This window comes from Cellulomonas shaoxiangyii (assembly GCF_004798685.1).
Taxonomy (GTDB): Bacteria; Actinomycetota; Actinomycetes; order Actinomycetales; family Cellulomonadaceae; genus Cellulomonas; species Cellulomonas shaoxiangyii.
In genome coordinates this window covers 697,650-722,897 of record NZ_CP039291.1, presented here as the reverse complement: position 1 = coordinate 722,897, position 25,248 = coordinate 697,650, and the positions used below count along the sequence as shown (strand labels likewise).

The following is a 25,248-nucleotide window of genomic DNA, read 5'->3' as shown; positions in this document are numbered from 1 at the left end:
GCGGGCCGTGTGCGTCAGCCGACCGAGGCCTGCACCTGGTCCTGTGCGGTCTGCATGGCCTCGCGGACGTCGTCCGCGGTGACCGTGCCGCCCGTCGCGATCGTGGCGAACATCGTGTTCATCGCCTGGCCGACGGTCGTCTCGAACTGGTCCTCCGCGGGGACGAGCGGCAGGGGCGCCGAGCGCTCGTTGTAGATCTGGGTGAACGTCTCGGCGAGCTCGGCGTCGTCGGTGAACACCGCCTCGGCGTCCCGCAGCACGGGCAGCGAGGAGAACGGCCGGCCGAGCGTGGTCTGGACCTCCTCGCTGGTCATGTGCTCGACGAGCTGGAGCGCCTCGTCGGGGTGCTCGGTGTTGCCGAAGACCGAGAGGTTGATGCCGGCCACGTGGCTGGCGACGTCGCTCTCGGCGTCCGCGGGGGCCGGGAACGGGACGACGCCGTACGCGTCGGGCGCCATGCCGTTCGCCTCGATGGTCGCGTTGGCGTTGTTCTGGTTGAGGATCATCGCGGCCTTGCCGGTGGCGAAGTCGGCGACGGCGAGCGACGCGTTGTCGTACTGCGCGTTGCCGGGGTCGGCCACGGCGTCGGTCTGCATGAGGTCGAGGTAGCGCACGATGCCCTCGACCACGCCGTCCTCGGTGAAGGTCGGGTTGCCCTCGTCGTCGAAGAGCTCCGCGCCGTTCTGCGTGGCGTTGATGAACGCGAAGTGGTTGTTCTCCGTGTAGCTTCCGGCGGCCAGCGCCATGCCGTGCACCCCGGCGGCCGGGTCGGTCAGCGCCTGCGCGGCGGTGACCATCTCCTCCCACGTGGTGGGCGGCTGCAGGCCGGCCTCCTCGAACATCGCCTTGTTGTAGTAGAGCCCGTACGCCAGCCCGTACAGCGGCACGGACGTCGGGTCGGTGCCCTCCGCGCCGCCCGTGGCGAGCGCGGCCCCGACGAACTTGTCGGCCCCGCCGATCGCCTCCATCGCCGCGTCGTCGAAGGGCAGGAAGGCCCCCGTGGCCTGCAGGGAGACGGCCCAGGTGTTGCCGATGTTGACGACGTCGGGCGCCTGGCCCGACGTGACCGCCGTCTGGATGCGGGTCTGCAGGTCGCTCCAGCCGATGACCTCCAGGTCGACGCCGACGCCCGTCTGCTCGGTGAACTCCTCCAGCACCGGCGTCAGGACCTCCTTGTCGTGGTCGAGGCTGGTGCCCTGGTTGCTGGCCCAGTAGGTGAGGGTGACGTCCCCGTCACCGCCGGCGGACTCCGAGCCGCCGCTGCCGCCGCCGGAGCAGGCCGCGAGGAGCAGGACGGGGACGACGGACACGACCGTGAGGTGGCGAAGCTTCACTGGGACTCCCTTGTCGAGTGCCGGCGGCGGCGTTACCTAACCGGTTCAGTTCGCGGGGACAAACTACCCATGCGTTAGGCCGATCGGGAACCCCTTGCGCCGAAGTCGTGACACCAGTCAGTGGGCGTACGACAGCCGCGCGGCTCGCGGCGCCGACGTCAGGCCGCGGCGGGCCCCGTGCTCGCGCGCACGCGGAGCCGGCTCGCCGGCGGGGGCGCGCCGTCGTCCGGGACGCCGGCGATCTCCTGCAGCAGCGCCCGCGCGCAGCGGCGGCCGAAGTCTCGCGGGTGCCGGTCCAGCGCCGTCACCGGCGGCGCGCCGATCTCGCACAGCAGCGAGTCGTCCCAGCTCACGACGGACACCCGCCCCGGCACGTCCACGCCCTCCTGCGCCGCGGCCCGGACGGCTCCGAGCGCCATCACGTCGTTCGAGGCGATCCACGCCGTGGGCCCGGCCGGGCCCCGCAGCCGGTCCGCCACCAGCCGGTGGGCGGTCGCCATCGTGTAGTCGCCCTCGACCGTCTCGACGACCATGCCGGCGCGGGCCGCCGCCGCCCGGACGAGCGCGTCCCGGCGCTCCTCGTGCAGCAGCCCGGACGGGCCGGTCAGGTGCGCGACCCGCCGGTGGCCGAGGCCCCGCAGGTGCTCGACGACCTGGTCGGCGTCGCCGCGCTCGTCCGGGACGACGGCGCGCAGCACCGAACCCGGCTCCGCCGCGCCGTTCAGCACCGCCGGCAGCCCGAGGTGCCGCACGAGCGGGATGCGCGGGTCGTCCCGGCGCTGGTCGAACAGCATCACGCCGTCCACCCGGCCCTCGCCCGCCCACCGCTCGTAGACGGCGAGGTCGCGCCCGGGCTCCGTGCCGACCATGCGCAGCAGCAGGCCGTACTCCGCGTCGATCAGCGCCGACTCGATGCCCGACAGGACGAGCATGTAGTACGGCTCCGTGCCGAGCAGGTCCGGGTCGCGCGACAGCACCAGGCCCACCACCCCCGTCCGCGCACCGGAGAGCACCCGCGCCGACGAGCTGGGGTACCACTGCAGCTCCCGCGCGAGGGCGAGGACCCGCGCGCGGGTCTGCGCGCTCACCCCCGGCTGCCCGTTCAGGGCGTACGACACGGAGGCCTTCGAGAGCCCGAGCCGCTGCGCGAGGTCGCCGATGGTCACACGGGCGGCCATGGGGGCGATCCTAGTGCGGGGGGTGGACCCGCCCGCCCGCGCCCGGCCGGTCAGGCCGCCGGCGCGCGCGGCACGAAGGGACGCAGCTCCTCGTCCCGGCCGTCGACGACCACGCAGGTGCTCGGCGGCACCTCGAGCCACGCGCCCCGCAGGTCGCCCAGCGGCTCGGAGACGATGAGGCGGGTGTCGTCGGACAGGTCCGCGAGCACGGGGTTGTCCGGGTAGTGCTCCTTGAGCACGGTGAGGTCGGCGTTGCGGAACAGCGTGCGCGCGGGGCCGGCGCTCGCGTGCCGGACCGCCCACATCCGGACCCCGTCCGTGGTGGCCAGCGTGCCCTGGAACGGGGCGTCCACACCGTGCCGGCGTCCGACCTGCTCGACCAGGCCCACGGCGGCGGCCATCGCGGCGGGCGGGTCGTCCGTGAGGCCGTACGTGAGGGCCAGGTGGAACAGCGTCTCCGTGTCGGTGGTGCCCTCGATCAGCGGGAAGAGCGCCGGGTCGACCGCGAGCTGCAGGTCCCTGCGCAGGGCCGGGAACCCGTGCACCGCGCCGTTGTGCATGAACAGCCACCGGTCGTGCCGGAACGGGTGGCAGTTGCTCTGCTGGACCGCGCTGCCGCTCGTCGCCCGCACGTGCGCGAAGAAGGTCCCGGAGCGCACGTGCCGGGACAGCTCGCGCAGGTTCCGGTCGCCCCAGGCGGGCTGGGTGCTGCGGAACAGGCCCGGCTCGGGTGCGTGGCCGTCGTACCAGCCGACGCCGAACCCGTCGCCGTTGGTCGTCTCCGCCCCGAGGCGGCTGTGCAGGCTCTGCACGACGAGCGACTCGGGCGGCTTGTAGAGCAGGTCGTCGAGCGTCACCGGCGCCCCGGAGTACGCCAGCCATCGGCACATGTCGGCCCCCTCACCGTGCGCCGGCGGGCGCTGTCGCCCTCCTCACGTTACGACCGGCGCGGCGACGCGCCACCGGGAGCGGCGCGCGCCGGCGGCGCGGCCGCGTACCCCTTCCGCTCGCCGCCGCGGGCCGCGATCCTCGGACAGCACGTGGACGACGGGACCAGGAGGTGCGGTGGACGAGGTCGAGGACGTCCGGGTCGAGGTGCCGCAGGGCGACCTCGACGACCTGCACGAGCGACTCGACCGCACGCGCTGGCCGGACCGCGAGCCCGTCGGCGGCTGGAGCCAGGGCGTCCCGCTCGACGTGGTGCGCGCGTGGTGCCGCTCGTGGCGTCACGAGCACGACTGGCGGGCGACCGAGCAGCGCCTGAACCGCGTGCCGCAGGTCGTCACCGAGGTCGACGGCGTGCGCGTGCACGCGCTGCACGCCCGCTCGGCGCGCCCCGACGCGACGCCGCTCGTGCTCACGCACGGGTGGCCGGGGTCGTTCCTCGAGTTCGAGGAGTGCCTCCCGCTCCTCACCCACCCGCCCGCCGGTGACCCGGCGTTCCACGTCGTGGTCCCGTCGGTGCCCGGGTACGGGTTCAGCGCGCGCCCGACCACCACCGGCTGGGACGTCCACCGGATCGCCCGGGCGTGGTGCGCGCTCATGACGCGGCTCGGGTACCCGCGCTTCCTCGCCGCCGGCTCCGACTGGGGGACGAGCATCTCGACGTCGATCGCGCTGCAGCACCCGGAGCGGCTGGTGGGCCTGCACCTCGTCCCCCCGCTGGCGGCGCCGGACCGTGGCGCGTCGCCCCGCACCGACGCCGAGCGCCGTGCGCTCGCCGACCTCGACGAGCGCACCGCCACGGGGTCGGCGTACTCGGAGGTGCACCGCACGCGCCCGCAGACGCTGGGGTACGGGCTCTGCGACTCCCCCGCCGCGCTGGCCGCGTGGGTCGGCGAGAAGCTCTGGCTGTGGTCGGACCGGACCGCGGGCGGCCTGCGGCTGGACCAGGTGCTCGACGACCTGAGCCTGTACTGGCTCACCGCGACCGGCGCGTCCTCCGCCCGGCTGTACTGGGAGAGCATCGGCGAGGTCAGCGCGTGGTTCACGTCGGGCACCGGGGAGGCCGTCGACGTCCCGACCGGGTGCAGCGTGTTCCCCGCCGAGGTGCCGCGCCCGTCCCGCCGGTGGGCCGAGCGCCGCTTCACCCGGATCGTGCACTGGGGGGAGCCGCCCCGGGGCGGGCACTTCGCCGCCTGGGAGCAGCCCGCGCTGTTCGCCGCCGAGCTGCGGGCGACGCGGCGCGCGATCGGCTGAGGCGCCGGGAGACCGCCGCGGGACGACCGTACGATGCCGCGGTGACCACCTCCGACCAGCACGTGATCCGCGTCAGCGCCGTGGTGCTGCGCGACGCGGCCGGCTCCGTGCTGACCGTCCGCAAGCGCGGCACGCACCGGTTCATGCTGCCCGGCGGCAAGCCGGAGCCCGGGGAGTCGCCCGCGCAGACCGCGGTGCGGGAGGCCGCCGAGGAGGTCGGGGCGACGCTGGACCTCGAGCACCTGCGCGAGCTCGGGACGTACCGGGCGGCCGCGGCGAACGAGGCCGGGCAGGAGGTCGTCGGCACCGTCTTCGAGCACCCCGGCGTGCACGCCGTCGCACCCGCCGGTGAGATCGAGGAGCTGCGCTGGCTCGACCCCGCCGGCCCGCTCCCCGACGACCTCGCCCCCCTGCTCGCGGAGCACGTGCTCCCGGCGCTCGCGCGCGCGGCCGGCTGAGGCGCCGCGGGCCCTCAGCCCCCTGCCGGGACCGCCGCGGAGCACGACGTCAGCGGCCGGCCGCCGGACAGGACCTCGACGTCGACGACGCCGCCCGTGGCCCGCTCGACAGGGACGGACGCCCAGCCAGCGTCGACGGGCACCTCGTTGTCGGCGGTGCTCTCGGTGGTCGTGCGCAGCAGGAGGGTCCCGCCCGGGACGGACGCCCCCTGCACGCTCCACGTCGCCTCGAGGGACAGCCGCCGGCGCTCCACGCGCCGCTGCTCGTCCGCCCACGGCCACAGCCGCCGGTCGGCGCGCCACTCGGTCTCGCGGACGAGCAGCACGTCCCCCACCCGCACGGGGGCGTCGGGGTCCTGCGGGGCGAGCGCGCACACCGCGTCGGCGCCCCGCTCCACGCCGGCGCTCTGCCCGATGCTCACGCCCGCGGCCAGGCCCACCGTGACCGCGACGTACGCGCCCGCGGTGACGGCGGTCGAGCGCCACGCGGTGCCGGGCGCGGCAGGCCGCGGTGACGGTCGGCGGACGACGACGGTCCCGGTCAGGCTGTCGGCGAACGTGCCCCGTTCGCGCTGCCACAGCGGTCGCAGGTACCCGACGAGCAGGATCGCGTCGAGCAGGTGCGCGAAGAATCGCAGGATCGACCGGAGGACTCCTGGAGGCCCCCCGACCGGGCCGCCATCGGCGGGCGCGCGGACCACGGCGATGTCCAGCACGCGGCGGCCGGGCGTCTGGCCGGTCAGCCCCTGCAGCGCGAGCAGGAGGAGCCACGCCCCGACGAGGACCGGGGAGGACGTCCACGGCTGCACGCCCGCCTCGAGGCCGGCCGCCTGGGCCATCGAATACGTGGGGTGCAGCGAGGGCGCGGCCACGGCACCGCCGGCCACGAACCACGCCACGGCCCCGAGCACGGCGCTGTCGAGGAGCGCCGCGGCGACGCGGCGCCCCCAGCTCGCGTACTCCGTCTCGGCGACCCGGTCGAACGCCGTAGGCGCCGGCAGCGTCATGACCATGGGCGGATGCTCCCAGACCGCACCCCGCCCGGACCAGGGGTCCGGGGCGGGAGCAGCGCGGTGGGCGCGGCACGCCCGCGCGGCGCGCGGCTGACCCCCGGCCGGCGGGACGTGCGCCCGGCGTCGCGCGCGCCCCTCAGTGCGCGGCGTGCGCGCGCCGCTTGTGGATCTGGTGGACGACGAACGCGACGACCGCGCCGACGAGCAGCCCGATCAGCGCGGACGCGAGCGTGTTGACGAGCCACGCGAGGAACCCGCCCACCCCGGCGACCCCGTGCACGGCCTCCTCCAGGTGGTGCACGACGTCGTACAGCCCGTGCCAGCCGAGCTCGTCGACGCCGACGAGGAGGATGTGGCCGCCGACCCACAGCATGGCCGCGATGCCGACCGTGGACAGCACCGCCATCACCTTCGGCATCGCGGTGACCAGACCGCGCCCGAGCCCGGCGACCGCGCCGCTGCGGGTCTTGGCGAGGCGCAGGCCGATGTCGTCCATCTTCACGATGAGCGCGACGACGCCGTAGACGAGCGCGGTGATCAGCAGGGCGACGACGGCGAGCGTGATCGCCCGGGAGACGAAGGGCTGGTCCGCGACCTCGTTGAGCGAGATGACCATGATCTCGGCGGACAGGATCAGGTCGGTCCGGATCGCGCCGGACACCATCTTCTTCTCCGCCTCGGGCCCCTGCTCCGGCGCGGTGACCGGCGCCTTCTCGGCGTCCTTGCCGCTGACCGCCTCCCACACCTTCTCGGCGCCCTCGAACGCGAGGTACGTGCCGCCGAGCATGAGGATCGGGGTGAGCAGCCACGGCAGGAACTGGCTGAGCAGCAGCGCCACCGGCAGGATGATCAGCAGCTTGTTGCGCAGCGACCCGCGCGCGATCGCCCAGATCATCGGCAGCTCGCGGTTGGCGCTCGCGCCGTGCAGGTACCGCGGCGTCACCGCCGTGTCGTCGATGACGACCCCCGCCGCCTTGGCGCCCGCGCGACCCGCGGCCGCGCCGACGTCGTCGATGGACGCCGCCGCGATCTTCGCGAGGGCTGCGACGTCGTCGAGGAGTGCTGCGAGACCGCCGGGCATGGGTCACCTTCCGTCGTGCGTCGGCGCGGACCGGTCGGGTGCGCCGGGGACAGGCTAGGCGTCGGCGGGCGGTGGTGCTCGCGACGGCCGCGGACGGGGCCCGCCCGGTCGCGGCGCCTGCGACCGTCGGCGGCTCAGGCGCCGGTCGGGACGGCGGGGGCCGCGAAGCGGCGACGGGTCTCCCGGACGACCCCGACCACGCTCACGGCGAGCAGGGCGGCCGACGCGGCCACCAGCAGCCACCGCACGACGCCGTGCGTCGGCCACGCGTGGGCACCGAAGAACAGCAGGTACGCCGCACCGGTCGGCAGGGTGGCGCGCAGCTGCCGACCCCGGGGCGACCACGCCGAGACGTAGGCGCACATCACGGCGCGGGTGACGCGTGACTCGCGCACCGGCTGCAGCGACAGCGCCGTCGCCGTCACCGTCGCGGGCCCGAACGTGCCGACGGCGTGCTCCGTCCGCGACAGCCGCTCGTCCGCGTAGCCGGGCCGCAGGCTGCGCTGCACGTAGACGGACGCGAGCACGGCGCACGGCCAGCAGAGCGTCGGCAGGTACCAGCAGAGCGGACCGAAGAGGGCCGCGAGCAGGGGCACGCAGATCGCGAACGCGACGGCCTCCTGCGGGTCCGCGAGCTGTTCGGGCAGCGTCTGCGACAACGGCGGGAACACACCGAGCGCCGCCGCCACGGCCAGGTAGAGCACCGCGGTGAGCGTGATCGCCGTCAGCACCCACCAGACGAGGGCGACGGCGAGGTAGCCGACGGGACGCCAACGGCGCTCCCAGGCCCTGGGCGCGGAGCGGTCACGGACACCTGCGGTGGTGGGGGGCACGCGGCGGACCGTAGCAACGGGTGCGCGCGCCCGCCCCGGGGTGTGGCCACCGGCACGCTCCGGGCCGCCGGCCGGTCGGCCGATGCACCCGTTCGGCGTAGCGGCACGCCGCCCTCGACGGGCGACCCTCCGCGCCGGACGCCGGGCGCCGCGGCAGCAGGGGGCGTCCGCGGCGGGGCTGTCGTCGCGGCCGACGCGCCGCGCCGGCACGCGTCCGGGTGCTCCGAATCGTTTAACCCTCGGGCGAACCCCTTCATCCGGGCCCGTCCGGCGCTGCAATGTTAAGGCTCACAATTCGCGGCCGGAGTCCGGCCGCGACGGCGCCTACATCGGTGCAGACCCTCGTGGTCCGCACCGCTGGGCACCAACCGACGGCACCGCCGCCGACGGTTCGCTCTGATGACTCGAAGGAGAGCAGCATGAGACCAGCACGTGCACCCGGGGCCGCGAGCCCGGTGCGAGGACGTCGACGCTGGGCCGCCGTGCTCGTGGCGGCGGCGACAGCCCTGTCGGCGACCGCGATCTCGTTGGCCACCGCGCCGGCCGCGTCCGCGGCGACCGTCGACCCGAGCGCGTCGTACGTGCTGGTCAACCGCGGGAGCGGCAAGGCCCTCGACGTGTACAACCTCTCGACCGCCGACGGCGCCCGGATCACCCAGTGGACCCGCAACGACGGCGCCCAGCAGCAGTGGCAGTTCGTCGACTCCGGGGACGGCTACTACCGGATCAAGTCGCGGCTCTCGGGCAAGGTGCTCGACGTCTACAACTGGTCCACCGCCGACGGCGCCGCGATCGTCCAGTACACCGACCGCAACCAGACCAACCAGCAGTTCCGGCTCCAGGACGCCGCCGGCGGCTACGTGACCCTGGTCAGCCGCCAGTCCGGCAAGGCCGTCGAGGTGCAGGGCGCCTCGACCGCCGACGGCGCCAACATCGTCCAGTACACGAGCTGGGGCGGGAACAACCAGCAGTGGCAGCTCGTGCGGGTCGGGAGCGGGACCACGCCGCCGCCCACCACGCCCACGCCGTCGCCCACCACGACACCCACGCCGTCGCCGACCACGCCTCCCCCGACGGGCACCTGCTCGCTCCCGTCGACCTACCGCTGGTCGTCCTCGGGCGTGCTCGCCACCCCGCGATCGGGCTGGGCCTCGCTCAAGGACTTCACGGTCGCGCCGTACAACGGGCAGCAGCTCGTCTACGCCACGACGCACGACAACGGCGAGTCCTGGGGCTCGATGAACTTCGGCCTGTTCACGAACTGGTCGCAGATGGCGTCGGCCAGCCAGAACGCGATGCCGTTCAGCGCCGTCGCGCCGTCGCTGTTCTACTTCGCGCCCAAGAGCATCTGGGTGCTGGCGTACCAGTGGGGCGGGCCCGCCTTCTCCTACCGGACGTCGACGAACCCCACCAACGTGAACAGCTGGTCGGCGCCCCAGACGCTGTTCTCGGGCAGCATCACCGGCTCCAGCACCGGGCCGATCGACCAGGCGCTCATCGGTGACGGGCAGAACATGTACCTGTTCTTCGCCGGCGACAACGGCAAGATCTACCGGGCCAGCATGCCCATCGGGAACTTCCCGGGCAGCTTCGGCTCGTCGTCGACGATCGTCATGAGCGACACGACGAACAACCTGTTCGAGGCGGTCCAGGTCTACAAGCTCCAGGGCCAGAGCCGGTACCTCATGATCGTCGAGGCCATCGGCTCGCAGGGCCGCTACTTCCGCTCGTTCACGGCCACCAGCCTGAACGGCTCGTGGACCCCGCAGGCCGCGACGGAGAACAACCCGTTCGCCGGCAAGGTCAACAGCGGCGCCACGTGGACCAACGACATCAGCCACGGTGAGCTGCTGCGCACCAACGCCGACCAGACGATGACGGTCGACCCGTGCAACCTGCAGCTGCTCTACCAGGGCCGTTCGCCGAGCTCCGGTGGTGACTACGGTCGCCTGCCGTACCGGCCGGGCCTGCTGACGCTCCAGCGGTAGTCGCGCGTCGGGCCGGGCTACGGCCCCGACCTCCGCCCCGTGCCGGGCCCCCACCTGGGGGTTCCGGCGCGGGGCGGAGCCGTCTCCGCATCCCATCGCCGAACCGCCGATGGTACGTTCGATGGATGAGTGGGACGTACGCCATCACGATGGGCGACCGCGGTCGGCTCGTCATCCCCGCCGAGCTCCGGGCGCGCACCGGGCTCGACGCGGGCGCGCCGCTGGTCCTCGTCGAGACGGGCAGCGGACTCGTCGTCATGACGCGCGACCAGGCACGTGACCACCTGCGGACGCAGCTGGCCGGCACGAACCTCGTCGACGCGCTCCTCACCGAACGGCGCGCAGCCGCCCAGCGCGAGGACGCCGCGTGACGACCGTGCTCGACGCGTCCGCGCTCCTGGCCTTCCTCGGCGGCGAGCCCGGCGCGGACGCCGTCGAGGAGGCGCTCGCCGACGACGCCGCCTGCTCCACCGTCAACTGGTCCGAGACCGCCCAGAAGGTGCGCGCGGCGGGTGGGGACTGGCCCGTCGCCGCCGCCCTGCTGGCCGGCTACGGGCTGACGGTCCACGACGCGACGACGGCCGACGCGGAGCGGGCCGCCCGCCGGTGGGTCCGCGGGTCGGGGCTCTCCCTCGGCGACCGGTTCTGCCTGGCGCTCGGCGACCGGCTGGACGCGACGGTCGTCACCGCCGACACGGCGTGGAAGGACGACCCGCGCGTGCGGCTGATCCGCTGACCGCGCGCGGTCCCGACGCCGGCCGCCCGCCCGCCGCACGGGCACCGGCGGGCGTCCCGGCCGAGCGCTCAGGCGCCCTGCCGGACCACCTCGAACGGCGCCCGCCCCGCCACGCGGCGCTCGATGCCGGCGGTGACGAACTCCTTCGCGCGCGCGACGGCGGCGCCGACCTCGGCACCCTTCGCCAGCTCCGCGGTGATCGCGGCCGCCAGCGTGCAGCCGGCGCCCGCGACGCGCGCACGGCCGACCTTCGGGGTCGCCAGGACCGTGACCTCGTCGCCGTCCACCAGCACGTCCACGGCGTCGTCCCCGGGCAGCTCGACCCCGCCCTTGGCGACGACGTAGCGCGGGCCGAGCTGCTGGATGCGCCGCGCCGCCTCGGTGAGCTGCTCGACGGTCTCGATCGTCTCCATGCCGGACAGCGCCCGGGCCTCGAACAGGTTGGGCGTCACCACCGTCGCGAGCGGCACGACGTGCTCACGGAGCGCGTTGTCGGTGTCGAGCGCCGCACCGGGCTCCTGGCCCTTGCAGATGAGCACCGGGTCGAGCACCACGTGCCGCCACGGCTGCGACCGCAGCCCCTCGGCGACGACCTCGATGGTCGCGGGCGTGCCGAGCATGCCGATCTTCACGACGTCGAGCGCGTACGCGGCCGTCGCGGCCTCGATCTGCGCCGCGATCACGTCGGCCGGGACCGGGAAGAACCGGTGCCCCCAGTCGTTCGCGGGGTCGAACGAGACCACGCAGGTCACCGTCCCGAGGCCGAAGGCGCCCAGCGCCTGGAAGGTCCTCAGGTCCGCCTGGATGCCGGCACCGCCGGTGGCCTCGGACCCGGCGATCACATAGGCGAGGTCGACCACGCGGGTGCTCCTGTCGCGAGTGCTGCTGGTACCTGCACAGCCTCGCACGGCGACAGCACGGCGGGGCGCCCGTGCCCGCGGATCAGGACCGCTCCCCGGCCCGGGCGACGTGCTCGCGGGCCGCCGGCGCGTCAGCGCGCGCCGTACCCGCCGTCCACGCGCAGCACGGCGCCCGTGATGCCGCTGGCCAGGTCGGACATGAGGAAGGCGGTGGCGTTGGCGATCTCCGCGGGGGTGTTCAGCCGGCCCGTCGGGATGCGCGCGAGCCACTGCTGGTAGGTGTCGGGCGACTCCTCGCGCAGGCGGTCGAGGATCGGCGTCGCCGTGTAGCCCGGTGCGACCGAGTTGACGCGCACCCCCGTGCTCGCCCACTCGACGCCCAGGAGCTCCGCGAGGTGCCCTACCGCCGCCTTCGTCGCGCCGTAGGCCGCGTGCGTCTCCGGCGAGACGACCCCGTACCCGGCGATGGACGACGTGATGACGACGGTCCCCGCACCGCGCTCGACCATGCGCCGCCCGAAGTCGCGGCAGCACCAGAAGACGCCGTCGAGGTTGATCCCGATCGTGCGACGCCACAGCTCGTCGGAGTAGTCCGTCGCCGGTGACGACGGCGCGATGCCGGCGTTGGCCATGAGCCCGTGCACGGGCCAGCCGTCCTCCTCGAGCCGGTCCGCCAGGCTGCGGACGGCGTCGGGGTCGGCGACGTCCAGCGGGTCGAACCGCGTCACGCCGCCGGTCTCGCGCGCGACCTCCTCGGCCACGCGCACCCCTGCCGCCTCGTCGACGTCGGTGATCACGACGCGACCGCCCGCGCGCGCCAGCACCTCCGCCGTGGCACGGCCGATCCCGCCCGCCCCGCCCGTGATCAGATGGACGCGTCCCTCACCCAGACCCTGCACGACGACCCCTCCCCCTGCTCGGCTCCCTCCATCGTGCGCCGGTGCCCCGCACCGCGCAGAAGATGGGGGCCGAGCGCGTTCAGCCGGTGATCTCGCGGAAGGTGTCGACCAGGGTCACGTGGACGCCCCTGGTCCGGTCACGGCGTACCGGGCGACGACGGTGCGGACCGCCTCGTCGACCACCTCGGCGACGCGTTCGGCGCTCACCTCCCAGCCCGGCACGAGGAGCGTCGGCCAGAAGACGTAGTTGGAGATCATGCCGAGGAACTGGGTGGCTGCGAGGTCCACGTCGTCGACCCGCACCGTTCCCGCCTCGTGCTCGGCCAGGAGGTACCTGCGCACGGACTCGAAGTAGGGCATCTTCCCGTGCGAGAACTGCGCGTGGGCCAGCTCGGGGAACCGCGGCAGCTCGGCGATGACGATCCGGAACAGGTCGGTCATCCGGGGGCGGCCCAACAGCTCGGCGTACCGGCGGCCGATGGTGCTGAGCCCGTCGACGAGGTCGCCTGCCGGCGGCGGATCCGCGTCGTCCGCGGTCGACCAGGACTCGGTCACGATGGCGTCGAACAGGGCGGCCTTGGTCGGGAACTGCTTGAACAGGGTGGCGCGCGAGACGCCCGCGCGATCGGCGATCCGCGCCAGCGACGTCCGGTCGTAGCCCAGCTCGAGGAACAGGGCGGTCGCGGCCGTGACGATCAGGTCCCGCTTCTCCTGGGCGACGCGCTGGTGGTACGTCGTCACGACGCTGCTCATGGGCCGAGCATACGAGGTGAGTGGCTTGACTCGCCTCCGGCGTCGACCTAGTGTCCGGGGCGATGGTGAGTCGCACGGCTCACCACTGGCCGCCGCTCATCACGGGTGATCGCGGTCATCCACCACGGACCGAAGGACCACCTGATGCCCCGCTTCGACAACCAGACCGTGCTCGTGACCGGCGGGACCGGCGGACAGGGCTCCAGCCACGTGCGCGCCTTCCACGCGGAGGGAGCGAACGTGGTGATCGGGGGCATCGACGCCGAACGTGGCGCCGCCCTGGTCGACGAGCTCGGGACCCGTGCTCTCTTCACCCACCTCGACGTGCGGGACGAGAGCTCGTGGTCCGCCGCCGTGCACGCCGCCGAGAGCGCCTTCGGCGCCCTGAACGTGCTCGTCAACAACGCCGGCGTGCAGAACCCGCCGGCGCCGATCGAGCAGACGGACCCGGCCACGTGGTCGCGCATCCTCGACGTCAACCTCACGGGGACCTTCCTCGGGATCAAGGTCGCCACTCCCGCCCTGCGCCGGGCGGTGGGGGGAGCCATCGTCAACATCGCCTCGACCATGGCCCTGGGTGGCACGGCGCACTACGCGCCGTACGTCGCCAGCAAGTGGGCCGTGCGGGGACTCACCCGGACGGCGGCGCTCGAGCTCGGCCGCGACAACATCCGCGTGAACACCATCCACCCCGGCGTGATCGCGACCCCCTTCATCCACGAGCCGGCGGCCGGCGCCACCACGGCGATCGCGGACTTCTACTCGCCCGCGCCGTTCGCGATCCCCCGACTCGGGGAGCCGACCGACGTCACCCGGCTCCTGCTGTTCCTCGCGTCGTCGGACGCGGCGTTCATCACCGGGTCGGAGTACGTCATCGACGGCGGGCTCCTCCTCGGCCCCGCCCTCCAGGCCGAGACCGCATGAGCACGCCGCACGTGACCGGAGCCGGCGACTCCGTGCGCGACGCGTCTCTGGCGCACCTGCCCGATCCCGTCCGGCGTGCCATCGAGATCACCCCCGCCGCGGGCAGCAGGGAACGGATCATCGACATCACCACGCGGGGACGCCGCACCGGCCGACCACGCCGCATCGAGATCTTCTTCTACCGGGCCGCGGGCGCGACCTACCTGTGCAGCGGCGCCGGCGGTGGGGCGACCGACTGGCACGCGAACCTGCTCGCCGAACCCGACTTCACCTTCCACCTCAAGAACGGGATCCGTGCCGACCTGCCCGCCCATGCCACGCCGGTCACCGACGCCGCGGAACGTCAGGCCGTGCTGGCGGAGATCGTCGCGGACCTCAACCAGCCCCACGACCCCGGCACCATCCGGCCGACCCGGCTCGAGGACTGGGCCGAGAGCCGGCTGATGCGCATCAGCTTCCCGCGTCGGCCGTGATCGCGGATCCGCGGGTGCCCGTCACCCGCCGCCGGGGGCGGCGGGGCTACCCGCCGGCCCGGACCTCCCCCGCGGAGCGCTCCGACGCCTCGCCGGCAGTCGCCGGCGGCTCGGCGGGTGCGGCCGACGGCTCGGCGCGCGTCGCCGACGGCTCGGCCGCAGTCGCCGACGGCTCGGCGTCTGCGCCGTCCGGCCGGTACCAGTCGCTGAGGGCGGGGTCCTCCGTGTCGAGCCAGGAGCCCGCGCCCTCGTCCGGGGCCGTCGCGACGACGCCGACCACGAAGTCGTCGCCGTGCTCCTCGATGCCGGCGCGCACGCCCTGCTCCAGGGCCTCGCGCGCGTACCGCCGCCGCAGCGTGAGCGGGTCGCGCGCCAGGTCCTTCGCCCAGGCCACCATGACGAAGATCAGGACCAGCCCGAACGGCAGCGCCGAGACGATCATGAGGCTCTGCAGGCCCGACAGCGCGATGTCCCCACCCCCGACGAGCAGGACCGCCGCGATGGTCGCGAGCGCGACACCCCACACGACGGTGGTCCAGCGGCGCGGGGCCGGGTTGCCCTGCTCCGAGAGGCTGGCCATGACGATCGACGCCGAGTCGGCGCTGGTGACGAAGAAGATGACGATCGACACCATCGCGACGACCGAGGTGACCGCCCCCAGCGGCAGCTCGTGCAGCACCGTGAACAGCATGTCCTGGCCGGTCGCCGCCTCGCTGACGGCGGCACCGGTGTCCTCGAGCCACATCGTGGTGCCGCCGAGGATCGTGAACCACACGAGGCAGACGACGGTCGGCACGACGATGACGGTGGTGACGAACTCGCGCAGCGTGCGACCGCGGCTGATCTTGGCGATGAACATGCCGACGAAGGGCGTCCACGACACCCACCACGCCCAGTAGTAGGTGCTCCACGCGCTCATGAACTCCTGGGCGTCGCTCGCCGTCGCGGCCGACTGGCCCATGAGGATGGGCAGCTCGCCCACGAAGGTCAGCAGGGCCCCGGGCACGAGGTTGAGCAGCAGCACCGTCGGCCCCACGACGAGGATGAAGATGCCGAGGAGGCCGGCGACGGCCATGTTGATGTTGGACAGCGCCCGGATGCCGCGCTTGAGCCCGGACACCGCCGAGAAGATGAACGCCACCGCGAGCACCGCGATGATGGCGACGACGGCGCCGTTGCCGATCGGGCCGATCCCGCTGACGATCTCCACGCCCCGGCCGATCTGCAGCGCACCGATGCCGAGCGAGACCGCCGTGCCGAACAGCGTCACGACGATCGCGAACACGTCGACGACCTTGCCGAGCGGGCCCTCGGTGCGCCGGCCGAAGATCGGCTCCAGCAGCGACGAGATCAGCGGCGTGCGGCCCTTGCGGTACGCCGCGTACGCCACCGCGCCGCCCACGAGCGCGTAGTACGCCCAGGCGGGCGGGCCCCAGTGGAAGAGCGTCTGGGCGAGCGCGACGTGCATCGCCTGACCGCTGCCCGGCTCCACGTCGGCGAACGCGGGCGGCGGGTCCAGGAAGAACGAGAGCGGCTCGAGCGGCCCGTAGAACAGCAGGCCGATCCCGATGCCCGCCGAGAACAGCATCGCCACCCACGAGATCGTGGAGAACTCCGGCTCCTCGTCGTCCTGCCCGAGGCGGACCGCCCGGTGACGGCCGAAGCCGAGCCACATCATGAAGACGAGCACGGCGACCGTCAGGACGCCGAAGAACCAGCCGAAGTCGGCGGTCGCGACCTCGAAGGCCACGGCCGCGAAGTCCGCGAGACCGGCGGGCGCGAGCACTCCCCACGCGATCACCGCCAGCGCGATGGCCCCGGCGACGGCGAACACGACCTTGTCGACCCCGAAGGCGCCGTGGGTCCGCTCCACGCCGATGCCGGGCAGCAGCGCGGGGTGCGGGCTCCCGAGGGTCTCCGGTGAGGTGACCTCCTGCAGGATCCGGGCGGCGCGGGCACGCTGCCCGGCGGGGGTCTCGCTGCTCGTGCCACCCGTGGATCCGGTGCCGGTGTCGCTCACTGCAGGTGTTGCCTCTCTCGTTCCGGTCAAGAAACGGTCATCGAGTCTACCGGACGGGATGCGGCCCTCGTCCCCGGGGGCTCGGGGGCCGGGCATGTGGGCGCCACCAGGCACGATGTCCTCCGGTCGACCAGCACACGGACGGAGCGAACCGGATGGGTGACGCCGCGGCGGACCGGGTCCTCGCGGGCCTGGACCAGGAGCAGGCGGCCGCCGTCCTCGCCCCGCCCGGACCGGTCCGGGTCACGGCGGGCGCGGGGACCGGCAAGACGCGCACCCTCACGCACCGGATCGCGTACCAGCACGTGACCGGTGCCGTGCCGGCACACGTCGTGCTCGCGGTGACGCACTCGACCCGGGCGGCGGGCGAGCTGCGGGACCGCCTCGGCCGGCTCGGCGCCGGAACCGTCCAGGCCCGGACCTTCCACGCGGCCGCGCTGCGCCAGCTGCGCTACTTCTGGCGGGCGACGGGCCTGCCCGGGGACGGGCCGGTGATGCTGGACGCCGACGGGAAGGGCGCCTACTACCGGTACCTGCGCGGCGCCCTCGGCGCGACGCTGCGCACGCCGGCCCGGGACGTGGACGCCGCCATGGTCACCGACCTGGCGACCGAGCTCACGTGGGCCGCCGCCCGCGACCTCACGGCCGACGAGTACCTCGCGCAGGCGACGCCGGCGGGGCGCCGGCCGGGCATGGCCCTCGCGACGGTCGCGGCGGCGATGCGCCGGTACGAGACCGCCAAGCGGGCGGCCGGGGTCCTGGACTTCGCGGACCTGCTGACGTCCTGTGCGCGGCTCCTCGAGGAGGACGAGCAGGTCGCGACGGCGGTCCGCGAGCAGTACCGGTCGTTCGTCGTGGACGAGTACCAGGACACCGACCCGGCGCAGCAGCGGCTGCTCGACGCGTGGCTCGGCACCCGCGACGACGTCACCGTCGTCGGCGACGCCCGCCAGGCGGTGTACGCGTTCAAGGGCGCGGACACCGCCCTCCTCCAGGGGTTCACGGCCCGGTTCCCGCACGCGGTCACGGTCCACCTGGTGCGCGACTACCGGTCGACCTCGCAGGTCGTCGACGCGGCGAACCGGCTGATGACCGGCCGGCCCGAGGCCGCCGGCCGCCGCTGGTCGGGATGCTGGGCGAGGGCCCCGCCGTGCAGGTCGTGCGGTGCGAGGACGAGGACGACGAGGACGCGCGGATCGTCGCGACCGTCCGCGGCTGGCTGGCCGCAGGCGTGCCGGCCGAGGAGGTCGCGGTCCTGCACCGGTTCAACTCCCAGGCCGTGAAGGTGACCGCGGCGCTGCGCGACGCCGGCATCGCGGTGGCCGGTGACGGGTCGCCCTACTTCGACCGCCGCGAGGTCCGCCAGGTGCTCACGCTGCTGCGCCGGCACGCGGACCGGTCCCCCGCCGACCCCGCGGCCGACGCGCTGGCGCACGCGCTGACCGAGGCCGGGTACGACCCCGACAGCCCGCCCGACGGCACCGGCGCGGCCCGCGAGCGCTGGGACGCCCTGGACGCGCTGCGCACGCTGGTCGGCTCGCTGCCGGCGCACCTGACCGGCTCGGTCCGCGCCCTGTCCGCCGACCTCGACCGCCGGGCCGCCGACGACCACGCGCCGCCGGGGCGCGGTGCCGTCACGGTGACGACGATCCACAAAGCCAAGGGCCTGGAGTGGGAGGCGTGCCTGCTCGTCCGCGCGACCGACGGCTCGCTGCCGTCGGTGTACGCGACGACGCCGGCCGAGCTGGCCGAGGAGCGGCGCCTCGCGTACGTGGCCGTGACGCGGGCACGCCGGCACCTGGTGGCGACGTGGGCGGCGGGCCGCCCGGGGCGGTCGGGTGGCCGGCCCGCGCGGCGGTCGCCGTTCCTCGACGCGCTGGAGCCCGTCCGCGCCGCGCACACGCGCTCCGGGCCGGAACGGCGTGCGGCGGCCCGCGCCTCGTCGTCGGCGCCCGCGGCGGCGTTCGCCGCCGGTCAGCGGGTCACGCACGACCGCCACGGCCTCGGCAAGGTCGTCGACGTCCGCGCGGGCCGGGTCACCGTGGACTTCGGCTCGGGCGGCCGGCTGACCGTGACGCCGGACCACCGGCTCATCCCGCTGTGACGAGCCGGCGGTCCGGACGGGTGACGCCCGGACGTCTCAGCCGGTGATCCGCAGGTACGTCCCGACGAGGTCGACGAACTCCGACCGCAGGCCGTAGTCGTCCTCCCCGAGCGCCGACTCGGCGCGTTCCCGCGCACGTCCCGGGTCGGCACCCTCGGCGTGCTCCGAGCCGGACACCGCGAGGCCGAACTCGGCCACCGCCGAGGCGAACCGGAAGTCGGCGGTGGGGTCGTCGGTGTAGGCGTCGGCACCCGTGGGCACGACGACCTCGGTGCTCTCGGCCGCGCCCGGCTGCTTGTAGCGCACGTGCACGGTGAAGAAGTCGTCGGAGTCGCCGGCCTCGACGTCCTGGTACCGCAGACCGTCGTCGTCCGCCTCGCCCTGCGTCGGGACCAGCTCGTAGAACGCGGTGACCGAGTGACCCGCACCGACGTCGCCGGCGTCCTTGGTGTCGTCGGCGAAGTCCTCGTCCTCCAGGCGCCGGTTGTCGTAGCCCAGCAGCCGGTACTGCGCGACGGTCGCGGGGTTGAACTCGACCTGGAGCTTGAGGTCCTGCGCGACGACGAACATCGTCGAGTCGAACTCGTGCACCAGCACCTTGCGCGCCTCCTCGATGGTGTCGATGTACGCGTAGTTGCCGTTGCCGTGGTCCGCGATGGCCTCCATGGTGTTGTCCTTGAGGTTGCCCATGCCGAAGCCGAGCACCGAGATGTAGACCCCCGAGCGGGCGTGCTCCTCGATGAGCTCGGTGAGCTGCTCGGGGGTCGACGGGCCGACGTTGAAGTCGCCGTCGGTCGCGAGGACGACGCGGTTGTTCCCGCCCTCGACGAAGTTCTTCGTCGCCAGCTCGTACGCCGTCTCCAGCCCCGACGCACCGCCGGTCGACCCGCCCGCGCGCAGCCCGCGCAGGGTCCGCACCAGCTCGTCGCGCCGGTCGCCGGGCACGGAGTCGGCGAGCACCTGGTCGCTGCCGGCGTAGGTCACGATCGACACGGTGTCGTCCTCGTCGAGCCGCTCGACCAGCAGCTCGAAGGAGTCGGCGAGCAGCGGCAGCTTGTTCGGGTCCTCCATCGACCCCGAGACGTCGAGCAGGAAGACGATGTTGTTGCCGCGGCTCGTGGGCGTGGCGTCCGTGGCCTGCACCCCGATCATCGCGAGCTGGTGGTCGGGCGCCCACGGCGCGTCCGCGACCTGGGCCTCGACGGTGAACGGGTCCGCCGCCCCCGGCTCCGGCGCCGCGTAGTCGTAGTCGAAGTAGTTGACGAGCTCCTCGATCCGCACGCCCTGCGGCGCGACGCCCTCGCGGAGCTGGCGGCGCAGGTTGCTGTACGAGGCCGTGTCGACGTCGGAGGCGAACGTCGACAGCGGGCTGGTGGTCACGTCCTGGAACGGCTGCTCCGGGGAGTCGTCGTACTCCTCCTGCTCGTCCACGGGGACGTCGCGCCACTCCTCGGTCATGACGGAGCCGTCGTACGCGGCCTCCTGGTCGTACCCGGCGTCGCCCGCACCCTCCGCGCTGCAGGCACCGAGCGCGCCGCCCGCGAGGACGACGGCGACCGCAGCGGCCAGCGCGCGCCGCGGCACCCGTGCGCGAATTGCCGCACGGGCCCGCCGGTCGGCCACCCCCAGGGGATTCTTCGACGACGAGATGCGCATCAGTGACCTCCGTTGTCCGAGGCCTGAAGCGTGGCGTGCGGCGCCGACCGCGACCAGCACGGGACAGTCACGCGACCGTCCCGTTCGGATAACGACGGTCGAGCCCGTAATTGCCGACGCCCGCCCGCCGCGTCGGCGCTCCTGCGCAGGTGGGAGGGGTCGCGTGCGCCGGCGGCACGCGCGCAGAATGCCGGGCGGCCCGTTCTCGGGACGGCGCATCCGTACGAAAGGTCGCAATTCGTGCCGGATTTCACGACGTCGACGGGAACACCGGCCGAGCCGGTCCGGGAATGTCCGGCCGCACGCCGGCCGGACGGGAACCCCCGCGCGGGAACACGTCGTGGGACCGGTCGCGGCCCGCTCCGGAGCGAGGCCGCACGACCTCGCGACGGAACCGACGCGCTGCCTACGGCGTCGTGACCGGCGTCGGTCTCGGTGTGCCGACCGCCGTCGGGTCAGCCGTGCCCACCGGCGACCCGCTCGGGGACGGCGTGGTGAGGGGCGGCCGGCTCGGCGACGGCGCCGGGCTGGTCGGCGGGGGTGGCGGCATCGTGTACCGCGGCGTGGGCGTCGGCGACGGGCTCGGGTCGTTGCAGGCGAGCACCTCGTCGGCGGGGTCCGCCGTGCACGTGTCCGGCCCGCCACCGCCGTCGAGCACGTCGTTGCCCTCGACGCCGTCGACACCGTCGAGCACGTCCGCCGAGTCCCTGCCGCGCAGGCGGTCGGCACCGGGACCGCCGACGAGCGTGGAGGACCAGGGGGAACCGGTGAGCACGTCGTCCCCGTGCCCGCCGCGGACCTCCTCGACGTCCGCCTGTCCCCAGCCGTTCCCCGCGCCGACCGCGTCGCCCTCGCCCGGGGCGCCGTCGCCGCCGTTGCCGTCGAGCGCGATCGTCACGCCGCCGGTGCGCGCGCTGTAGTCGGCGACGTCGTGCCCGGGCCCGCCGGCGAGCTGCTGCGCACCGTCGGGCGCCGCCCCGGTGACGAACCGGTCGTCGCCGAAGCCGCCCTCGGCGCGCCCGTTCCCGGTGCCGTTGTCGAGCGTGTCGTCGCCGAGGCCGCCCTGGAGCAGGTCGCCCCCGTCGCCGCCCAGCAGCGTGTCGTCGCCGTCCCCGCCGATGAGGACGTCGTCACCGCCGAGGCCGAGGAGCCGGTCGTCGCCGTCGCCGGCGCAGATGACGTCCGCGCCGCGCGTGCCGCGCAGCGTGTCCGCACCGGCCGTGCCGCGGACCGTGCACCGGTGCTCCGGTGCGGTGTCGTACCGGAACCAGTCCCACGTCGAGGTGCCCTCGTGCGTCTCGAAGCCGACGCCCACGGTGCCCTGTCCGGTCCCGCTGAACTCCCGGTCCACGACGGTGCGGCCGTCGACCCTGATCCGCACGTGCTTGCCGCGGGCCTCCACCTGGTACCGGTGCCAGCGCTGGGTGTCCAGGGGGATCGACTCCTGGTCCGCGTAGGGGTGCGTGATGCAGAGCTCGCCCGGGCCGAAACCGAGCTGCATGAGCTCGGTGTTGTCACCCAGCCACACCAGCGTCGCGGGCGTGCCGCCGAGCTCGGCGGAGCACGAGACCGTGGCGTCACGCCCCAGCCGCATGCGGAAGTCCACGTCCCAGCCGGTCAGCCGGTTCGCCGAGCCCGTCCAGTCGGACGCCGACCGGCCCTCCAGCTGCATGACGAGCGTGTCCTCCCCGATCGTCAGGGCGCCGCCGCGGGCGGTCACGTCCGGCTCGTTCGTGGGGCCGAACCCGATCACCTGCCACGGGTCGGACGGGACGCGCCAGAACTCCTCGCGCTGCACGTCACCGGCCCAGGCCGGTGCGGGCACGAGCAGGGTGGCGGCCAGGACCGTCGCAACGGTCAGGCCGATCCGGGTACGCCTCATCGTCGAGTCCCCCCTGTGGCAGTTGCTTCGCACGATAGGGGGACGAGGACCGGCCGTGGAGCGACCGACGAGGCCCGAAAAGATTCGCAGTGCGACGAAGCCGCGCCGTCCGGACGACGTCCCCGGCAGGCCGGTCAGGGTGCGGCGGGCAGGTCTGTCCGGACGGCCGCGAGGTAGGCGCCGCGCAGCGTCTCGCTGATCTCCTCGGGCGCGCCGAGGTAGCCCCCGATCATCGCGCCGTCCCGGAGCATGACGAGACGCCGAGCGACCGTCTCCGGGTCGGCGACCCCTGCGCGGGCCGCGATGGCCGCGAACAGGTCGTGGGTCCACCTGCGGTGGGAGTCGACGACGACGCGCACCGGGTCGTCGGGGTCGGGTGTCTCGGCGGCGGCGTTGATGAACGCGCAACCGCGGAAGCCGGGCATGCAGCTCACCGTGCCGATGAACTCCGCGAGGCGCGCCAGCGCATCGAGCGGGTCGGCCTGGTCGACGGCCGCCTCGTAGCCCGCGCGCTCGAGCGCGGCCTGCCGCTCGAGGTAGGCGACGACGAGCTCCGTCTTCGTCGGGAAGTGCCGGTAGAAGGTGCCCTTGGTGAGCCCCGCAGCCTCGATGATGCGGTCCGCGCTCGTGCCCCGGATGCCGTGGGCGTAGAACAGCTCGCTCGCCGCGTCCAGGATCCGGCCGCGCGCGACGCCTTCGCGGCCCCGGCCGCGGCCGACGGGTGGTGGCGCGGTCGTCTGCTCGCTCACGGGTGACCCCTTCCTGATGGCTGCCTCTTGCGTCACGGGCTGCACCCAGCCTAGGGTCGCGATAGTAGACGTACTAGTTCGTCTACTGTCCCGACAAGGAGATCCCATGACCACCCTCGATCCCCCCATCGCGCCGCCGCTGGCCCTGACCCTGCGACGGCTGTCCTTCTCCCGGTTCGGCTTCGCCGTCGTCTGGGCGCTGCTCGTGGCCCTCGTCGCTCCCGACGTGGCGCCGCTCCTGACGGTGCTGCTGATCGTCTACCCCCTGGTCGACGCTGCCTCGGTGCTCATCGAGCTGCGCGCGTCGGGTGCGTCCGGACGGTCCGCGACCAGCGAGATCGTCAACATCGCGGTCAGCGTCCTGGCCGCGATCGCCCTCGGGTGGGCGTCGTCCGCGTCCGCAGCCGCTGTGCTGGCTGTGTGGGGCGTGTGGGCCGTGCTCTCCGGAGCCACCCAGCTGCTGACCGGCATCGGTCGCCGTCGCGCCCTCGGCGGTCAGTGGCCCGTCATCGTCAGCGGCGGCCTCTCGGTGCTCGTCGGCTTCGCGTTCCTGGCCCAGGGGCTCGGCGGCGCGACCACGGTCACCTCGATCGCCGGGTACGCGGCGCTCGGCGGCGTGCTGTTCGGAGTCTCCGCCCTCCGTCTGACGCGATCGGCGGCCGACGCGTGACCGCCGCGCAGGTCTCGCCCGCGTACGACCTGATCGTGATCGGAGCGGGCCCGGTCGGGGAGAACGTCGCCGACTACGCCACCAAGCGCGGTCTGCGGGTCGCGATCGTCGAGTCCGAGCTCGTGGGCGGCGAGTGCTCCTACTGGGCGTGCATGCCGTCCAAGGCCCTGCTCCGCAGCGGCAGCGCGCTGCGGGCGGCGGAGCGGCTCGACGGCGCTCGCCAGGCGGTCACCGGACGGGTGGACGTGCCGGCGGTCCTCGCCCGGCGCGACGCCTTCGCCGGCCACTGGAAGGACGACGGTCAGGTCGACTGGCTGCGCTCGGCGGGCATCGACCTGCTGCGCGGCCGTGGTCGCCTCACCGGTCCCGGCACCGTGGACGTCGACGGCCGTGCGTACACCGCCACGGCGGTCGCGGTCGCCACCGGCTCGTTGCCCGTCCTCCCCGACGTCCCGGGCCTCGCGGACGCGCAGCCGTGGGGCACGCGCGACGCCACCAGCGCGCCGAGCGTGCCACCGAGACTGCTGGTGGTCGGCGGTGGCGTCGCGGGCACCGAGCTCGCCACCGCCTACGCGTCGCTCGGCTCCCGCGTGACCCTGGTGGCCCGCAGCACCCTCCTCGACCGCGAGGAGCCGTTCGCCGGCGATCACGTCGCGCGGGCGCTCACGCAGCTCGGCGTCGACGTGCGCACGCACGTCACGCCCGAACGGGTCGACCGGGACGCGGCCGGGAGCGTGACGACACGGCTCAGCGACGGTACGACCGTCGCCTCCGAGGAGATCCTCGTCGCGACCGGCCGACGTGCGAACACGCTCGACCTCGGGATCGAGACCGTCGGGCAGCGGCCGGGGGACTGGCTCCCGGTCGACGACACCATGCTCGTCGCCGGGACCGACTGGCTCTACGCGGTGGGCGACGTGAACGGCCGGGCGCTCCTCACCCACCAGGGCAAGTACCAGGCCCGAGCGGCCGGCGAGGCGATCGCCGCCCGCGTCAACGGGACGCCCGTCCACGCCGAGCCCTGGGGCGACCACGTCGCGACGGCCGACCACGCCGCCGTCCCCCACGTGGTCTTCACGGACCCCGAGGTGGCCCGCGCGGGCCTCACGGAGGCGCAGGCCCGGTCGCGGGGCGTCGCCGTGCGCGCGGTCGAGTACGAGCTCGGCTCGGTCGCCGGCGCGACGCTGCACGCCGACGGCTACGAGGGCCGAGCGAAGCTCGTCGTCGACGAGGACAGGCACGTCGTCGTCGGAGCGACCTTCGTGGGCCCGGACGTGGCCGAGCTGTTGCACTCGGCCACCATCGCCATCGTCGGGGAGGTGCCGCTGGAGCGGCTCTGGCACGCCGTCCCGTCCTACCCCACGATCAGCGAGGTCTGGCTGCGCCTGCTGGAGGCCTACGGCCGCCCGCACAGCGACTGAGACCCGATCGCGCGCAC

Annotated in this window: 24 protein-coding genes; 11 read left to right on the top strand and 13 right to left on the bottom strand. The window is 74.2% G+C overall.

Annotated elements, in window-relative coordinates:
• Positions 1–14: 14 nt before the first annotated feature.
• The 3 genes from E5225_RS03315 to E5225_RS03305 form a co-directional block, all read right to left on the bottom strand.
• A complete protein-coding gene (locus tag E5225_RS03315; RefSeq protein ID WP_135972648.1) occupies positions 15–1,334 on the bottom strand; it encodes an ABC transporter substrate-binding protein in 1,320 nt (439 codons plus the stop codon).
• Positions 1,335–1,492: 158 nt separating this feature from the next.
• Positions 1,493–2,512 (bottom strand): LacI family DNA-binding transcriptional regulator, encoded by a 1,020-nt coding sequence (locus E5225_RS03310; protein ID WP_135972647.1) that lies wholly within the window; start codon positions 2,510–2,512, stop codon positions 1,493–1,495.
• A gap of 50 nt (positions 2,513–2,562) precedes the next feature.
• The gene (locus tag E5225_RS03305) at positions 2,563–3,402 is read right to left on the bottom strand and encodes a class II glutamine amidotransferase (protein ID WP_135972646.1); all 840 of its coding nucleotides are present in this window, start codon (positions 3,400–3,402) and stop codon (positions 2,563–2,565) included.
• A gap of 175 nt (positions 3,403–3,577) precedes the next feature.
• Here E5225_RS03305 and E5225_RS03300 point away from each other — a divergent pair, with 175 nt between their 5' ends.
• Both E5225_RS03300 and E5225_RS03295 read left to right on the top strand, forming a co-directional pair.
• A complete protein-coding gene (locus E5225_RS03300) occupies positions 3,578–4,711 on the top strand; it encodes an epoxide hydrolase family protein (RefSeq protein ID WP_243738127.1) in 1,134 nt (377 codons plus the stop codon).
• Positions 4,712–4,752: 41 nt separating this feature from the next.
• On the top strand, positions 4,753–5,169 hold the full coding sequence (locus tag E5225_RS03295) for an NUDIX hydrolase (protein WP_208012480.1): 417 nt from the start codon (positions 4,753–4,755) through the stop codon (positions 5,167–5,169).
• Between the two features lie 14 nt (positions 5,170–5,183).
• On the opposite strand, the gene E5225_RS03290 is transcribed toward E5225_RS03295, so the two are convergent.
• The 3 genes from E5225_RS03290 to E5225_RS03280 form a co-directional block, all read right to left on the bottom strand.
• A complete protein-coding gene (locus E5225_RS03290; protein WP_135972644.1) occupies positions 5,184–6,182 on the bottom strand; it encodes an RDD family protein in 999 nt (332 codons plus the stop codon).
• Positions 6,183–6,318: 136 nt separating this feature from the next.
• The gene (locus E5225_RS03285) at positions 6,319–7,263 is read right to left on the bottom strand and encodes a DUF808 domain-containing protein (protein WP_135972643.1); all 945 of its coding nucleotides are present in this window, start codon (positions 7,261–7,263) and stop codon (positions 6,319–6,321) included.
• Between the two features lie 134 nt (positions 7,264–7,397).
• Positions 7,398–8,096: a hypothetical protein gene (locus E5225_RS03280; RefSeq protein ID WP_135972642.1), complete on the bottom strand. Its 699-nt coding sequence runs from the start codon at positions 8,094–8,096 to the stop codon at positions 7,398–7,400.
• 419 nt (positions 8,097–8,515) lie between these two features.
• On the opposite strand from E5225_RS03280, the gene E5225_RS03275 reads away from it, so the two are divergent.
• The 3 genes from E5225_RS03275 (at position 8,516) to E5225_RS03265 (ending at position 10,820) form a co-directional block, all read left to right on the top strand.
• Complete coding sequence (locus tag E5225_RS03275) at positions 8,516–10,084, top strand: non-reducing end alpha-L-arabinofuranosidase family hydrolase (protein WP_135972641.1); 1,569 nt, start codon at positions 8,516–8,518, stop codon at positions 10,082–10,084.
• 125 nt (positions 10,085–10,209) lie between these two features.
• Positions 10,210–10,455, top strand: a complete 246-nt coding sequence (locus E5225_RS03270) for an AbrB/MazE/SpoVT family DNA-binding domain-containing protein (RefSeq protein WP_135972640.1) — start codon at positions 10,210–10,212, stop codon at positions 10,453–10,455.
• Positions 10,452–10,820, top strand: coding sequence for a type II toxin-antitoxin system VapC family toxin (locus tag E5225_RS03265; RefSeq protein WP_135972639.1), 369 nt, complete (start codon positions 10,452–10,454; stop codon positions 10,818–10,820). Before E5225_RS03270 ends, E5225_RS03265 begins: the two co-directional genes overlap by 4 nt.
• Positions 10,821–10,888: 68 nt before the next feature.
• Here E5225_RS03265 and thiD read toward each other — a convergent pair whose 3' ends face one another.
• The 3 genes from thiD to E5225_RS03250 form a co-directional block, all read right to left on the bottom strand.
• On the bottom strand, positions 10,889–11,680 hold the full coding sequence (thiD, locus tag E5225_RS03260; RefSeq protein WP_135972638.1) for a bifunctional hydroxymethylpyrimidine kinase/phosphomethylpyrimidine kinase: 792 nt from the start codon (positions 11,678–11,680) through the stop codon (positions 10,889–10,891).
• Between the two features lie 131 nt (positions 11,681–11,811).
• Complete coding sequence (locus tag E5225_RS03255) at positions 11,812–12,579, bottom strand: SDR family NAD(P)-dependent oxidoreductase (protein ID WP_135972637.1); 768 nt, start codon at positions 12,577–12,579, stop codon at positions 11,812–11,814.
• Between the two features lie 114 nt (positions 12,580–12,693).
• Complete coding sequence (locus E5225_RS03250) at positions 12,694–13,332, bottom strand: TetR/AcrR family transcriptional regulator (RefSeq protein WP_135972636.1); 639 nt, start codon at positions 13,330–13,332, stop codon at positions 12,694–12,696.
• A 144-nt stretch (positions 13,333–13,476) separates the two neighbouring features.
• On the opposite strand from E5225_RS03250, the gene E5225_RS03245 reads away from it, so the two are divergent.
• Complete coding sequence (locus E5225_RS03245) at positions 13,477–14,256, top strand: glucose 1-dehydrogenase (RefSeq protein ID WP_135972635.1); 780 nt, start codon at positions 13,477–13,479, stop codon at positions 14,254–14,256.
• Positions 14,253–14,729, top strand: a complete 477-nt coding sequence (locus E5225_RS03240; RefSeq protein ID WP_135972634.1) for a nitroreductase/quinone reductase family protein — start codon at positions 14,253–14,255, stop codon at positions 14,727–14,729. The genes E5225_RS03245 and E5225_RS03240 overlap by 4 nt, the downstream gene beginning before the upstream one ends.
• 46 nt (positions 14,730–14,775) lie before the next feature.
• Here the strand turns inward: E5225_RS03240 and E5225_RS03235 are convergent, their stop codons facing one another.
• Positions 14,776–16,749: a BCCT family transporter gene (locus tag E5225_RS03235; RefSeq protein WP_243738126.1), complete on the bottom strand. Its 1,974-nt coding sequence runs from the start codon at positions 16,747–16,749 to the stop codon at positions 14,776–14,778.
• A 155-nt stretch (positions 16,750–16,904) separates the two neighbouring features.
• Between E5225_RS03235 and E5225_RS17855 the strand changes: the two genes are divergently transcribed.
• Positions 16,905–18,032: a UvrD-helicase domain-containing protein gene (locus E5225_RS17855; RefSeq protein WP_135972632.1), complete on the top strand. Its 1,128-nt coding sequence runs from the start codon at positions 16,905–16,907 to the stop codon at positions 18,030–18,032.
• Positions 17,945–18,853, top strand: a complete 909-nt coding sequence (locus tag E5225_RS03225) for a 3'-5' exonuclease (RefSeq protein WP_243738129.1) — start codon at positions 17,945–17,947, stop codon at positions 18,851–18,853. The genes E5225_RS17855 and E5225_RS03225 overlap by 88 nt, the downstream gene beginning before the upstream one ends.
• Positions 18,854–18,889: 36 nt before the next feature.
• On the opposite strand, the gene E5225_RS03220 is transcribed toward E5225_RS03225, so the two are convergent.
• The 3 genes from E5225_RS03220 to E5225_RS03210 all read right to left on the bottom strand — a co-directional run bounded on the left by E5225_RS03220 (position 18,890) and on the right by E5225_RS03210 (position 23,140).
• Entirely contained in the window at positions 18,890–20,509 is a 1,620-nt protein-coding gene (locus E5225_RS03220; protein ID WP_135972630.1) for a vWA domain-containing protein, read from the bottom strand.
• 406 nt (positions 20,510–20,915) lie between these two features.
• A complete protein-coding gene (locus E5225_RS03215; protein ID WP_135972629.1) occupies positions 20,916–22,391 on the bottom strand; it encodes a calcium-binding protein in 1,476 nt (491 codons plus the stop codon).
• Positions 22,392–22,525: 134 nt separating this feature from the next.
• Positions 22,526–23,140, bottom strand: a complete 615-nt coding sequence (locus tag E5225_RS03210; protein ID WP_243738125.1) for a TetR/AcrR family transcriptional regulator — start codon at positions 23,138–23,140, stop codon at positions 22,526–22,528.
• 106 nt (positions 23,141–23,246) lie between these two features.
• On the opposite strand from E5225_RS03210, the gene E5225_RS03205 reads away from it, so the two are divergent.
• Both E5225_RS03205 and E5225_RS03200 read left to right on the top strand, forming a co-directional pair.
• Positions 23,247–23,810, top strand: a complete 564-nt coding sequence (locus E5225_RS03205) for a DUF308 domain-containing protein (RefSeq protein ID WP_135972627.1) — start codon at positions 23,247–23,249, stop codon at positions 23,808–23,810.
• Entirely contained in the window at positions 23,807–25,231 is a 1,425-nt protein-coding gene (locus E5225_RS03200; RefSeq protein WP_135972626.1) for a dihydrolipoyl dehydrogenase family protein, read from the top strand. The genes E5225_RS03205 and E5225_RS03200 overlap by 4 nt, the downstream gene beginning before the upstream one ends.
• The last annotated feature ends 17 nt before the right edge of the window (positions 25,232–25,248 follow it).

Coding starts and splice junctions, on each gene's coding strand:
- E5225_RS03215 (WP_135972629.1), bottom strand. CDS start 22,391: ATGAGGCGTACCCGGATCGGCCTGACCGTTGCGACGGTCCTGGCCGCC.
- E5225_RS03220 (WP_135972630.1), bottom strand. CDS start 20,509: ATGCGCATCTCGTCGTCGAAGAATCCCCTGGGGGTGGCCGACCGGCGG.
- E5225_RS03250 (WP_135972636.1), bottom strand. CDS start 13,332: ATGAGCAGCGTCGTGACGACGTACCACCAGCGCGTCGCCCAGGAGAAG.
- E5225_RS03205 (WP_135972627.1), top strand. CDS start 23,247: ATGACCACCCTCGATCCCCCCATCGCGCCGCCGCTGGCCCTGACCCTG.
- E5225_RS03305 (WP_135972646.1), bottom strand. CDS start 3,402: ATGTGCCGATGGCTGGCGTACTCCGGGGCGCCGGTGACGCTCGACGAC.
- E5225_RS03270 (WP_135972640.1), top strand. CDS start 10,210: ATGAGTGGGACGTACGCCATCACGATGGGCGACCGCGGTCGGCTCGTC.
- E5225_RS03245 (WP_135972635.1), top strand. CDS start 13,477: ATGCCCCGCTTCGACAACCAGACCGTGCTCGTGACCGGCGGGACCGGC.
- E5225_RS03240 (WP_135972634.1), top strand. CDS start 14,253: ATGAGCACGCCGCACGTGACCGGAGCCGGCGACTCCGTGCGCGACGCG.
- E5225_RS03275 (WP_135972641.1), top strand. CDS start 8,516: ATGAGACCAGCACGTGCACCCGGGGCCGCGAGCCCGGTGCGAGGACGT.
- E5225_RS03290 (WP_135972644.1), bottom strand. CDS start 6,182: ATGGTCATGACGCTGCCGGCGCCTACGGCGTTCGACCGGGTCGCCGAG.
- E5225_RS03310 (WP_135972647.1), bottom strand. CDS start 2,512: ATGGCCGCCCGTGTGACCATCGGCGACCTCGCGCAGCGGCTCGGGCTC.
- E5225_RS17855 (WP_135972632.1), top strand. CDS start 16,905: ATGGGTGACGCCGCGGCGGACCGGGTCCTCGCGGGCCTGGACCAGGAG.
- E5225_RS03285 (WP_135972643.1), bottom strand. CDS start 7,263: ATGCCCGGCGGTCTCGCAGCACTCCTCGACGACGTCGCAGCCCTCGCG.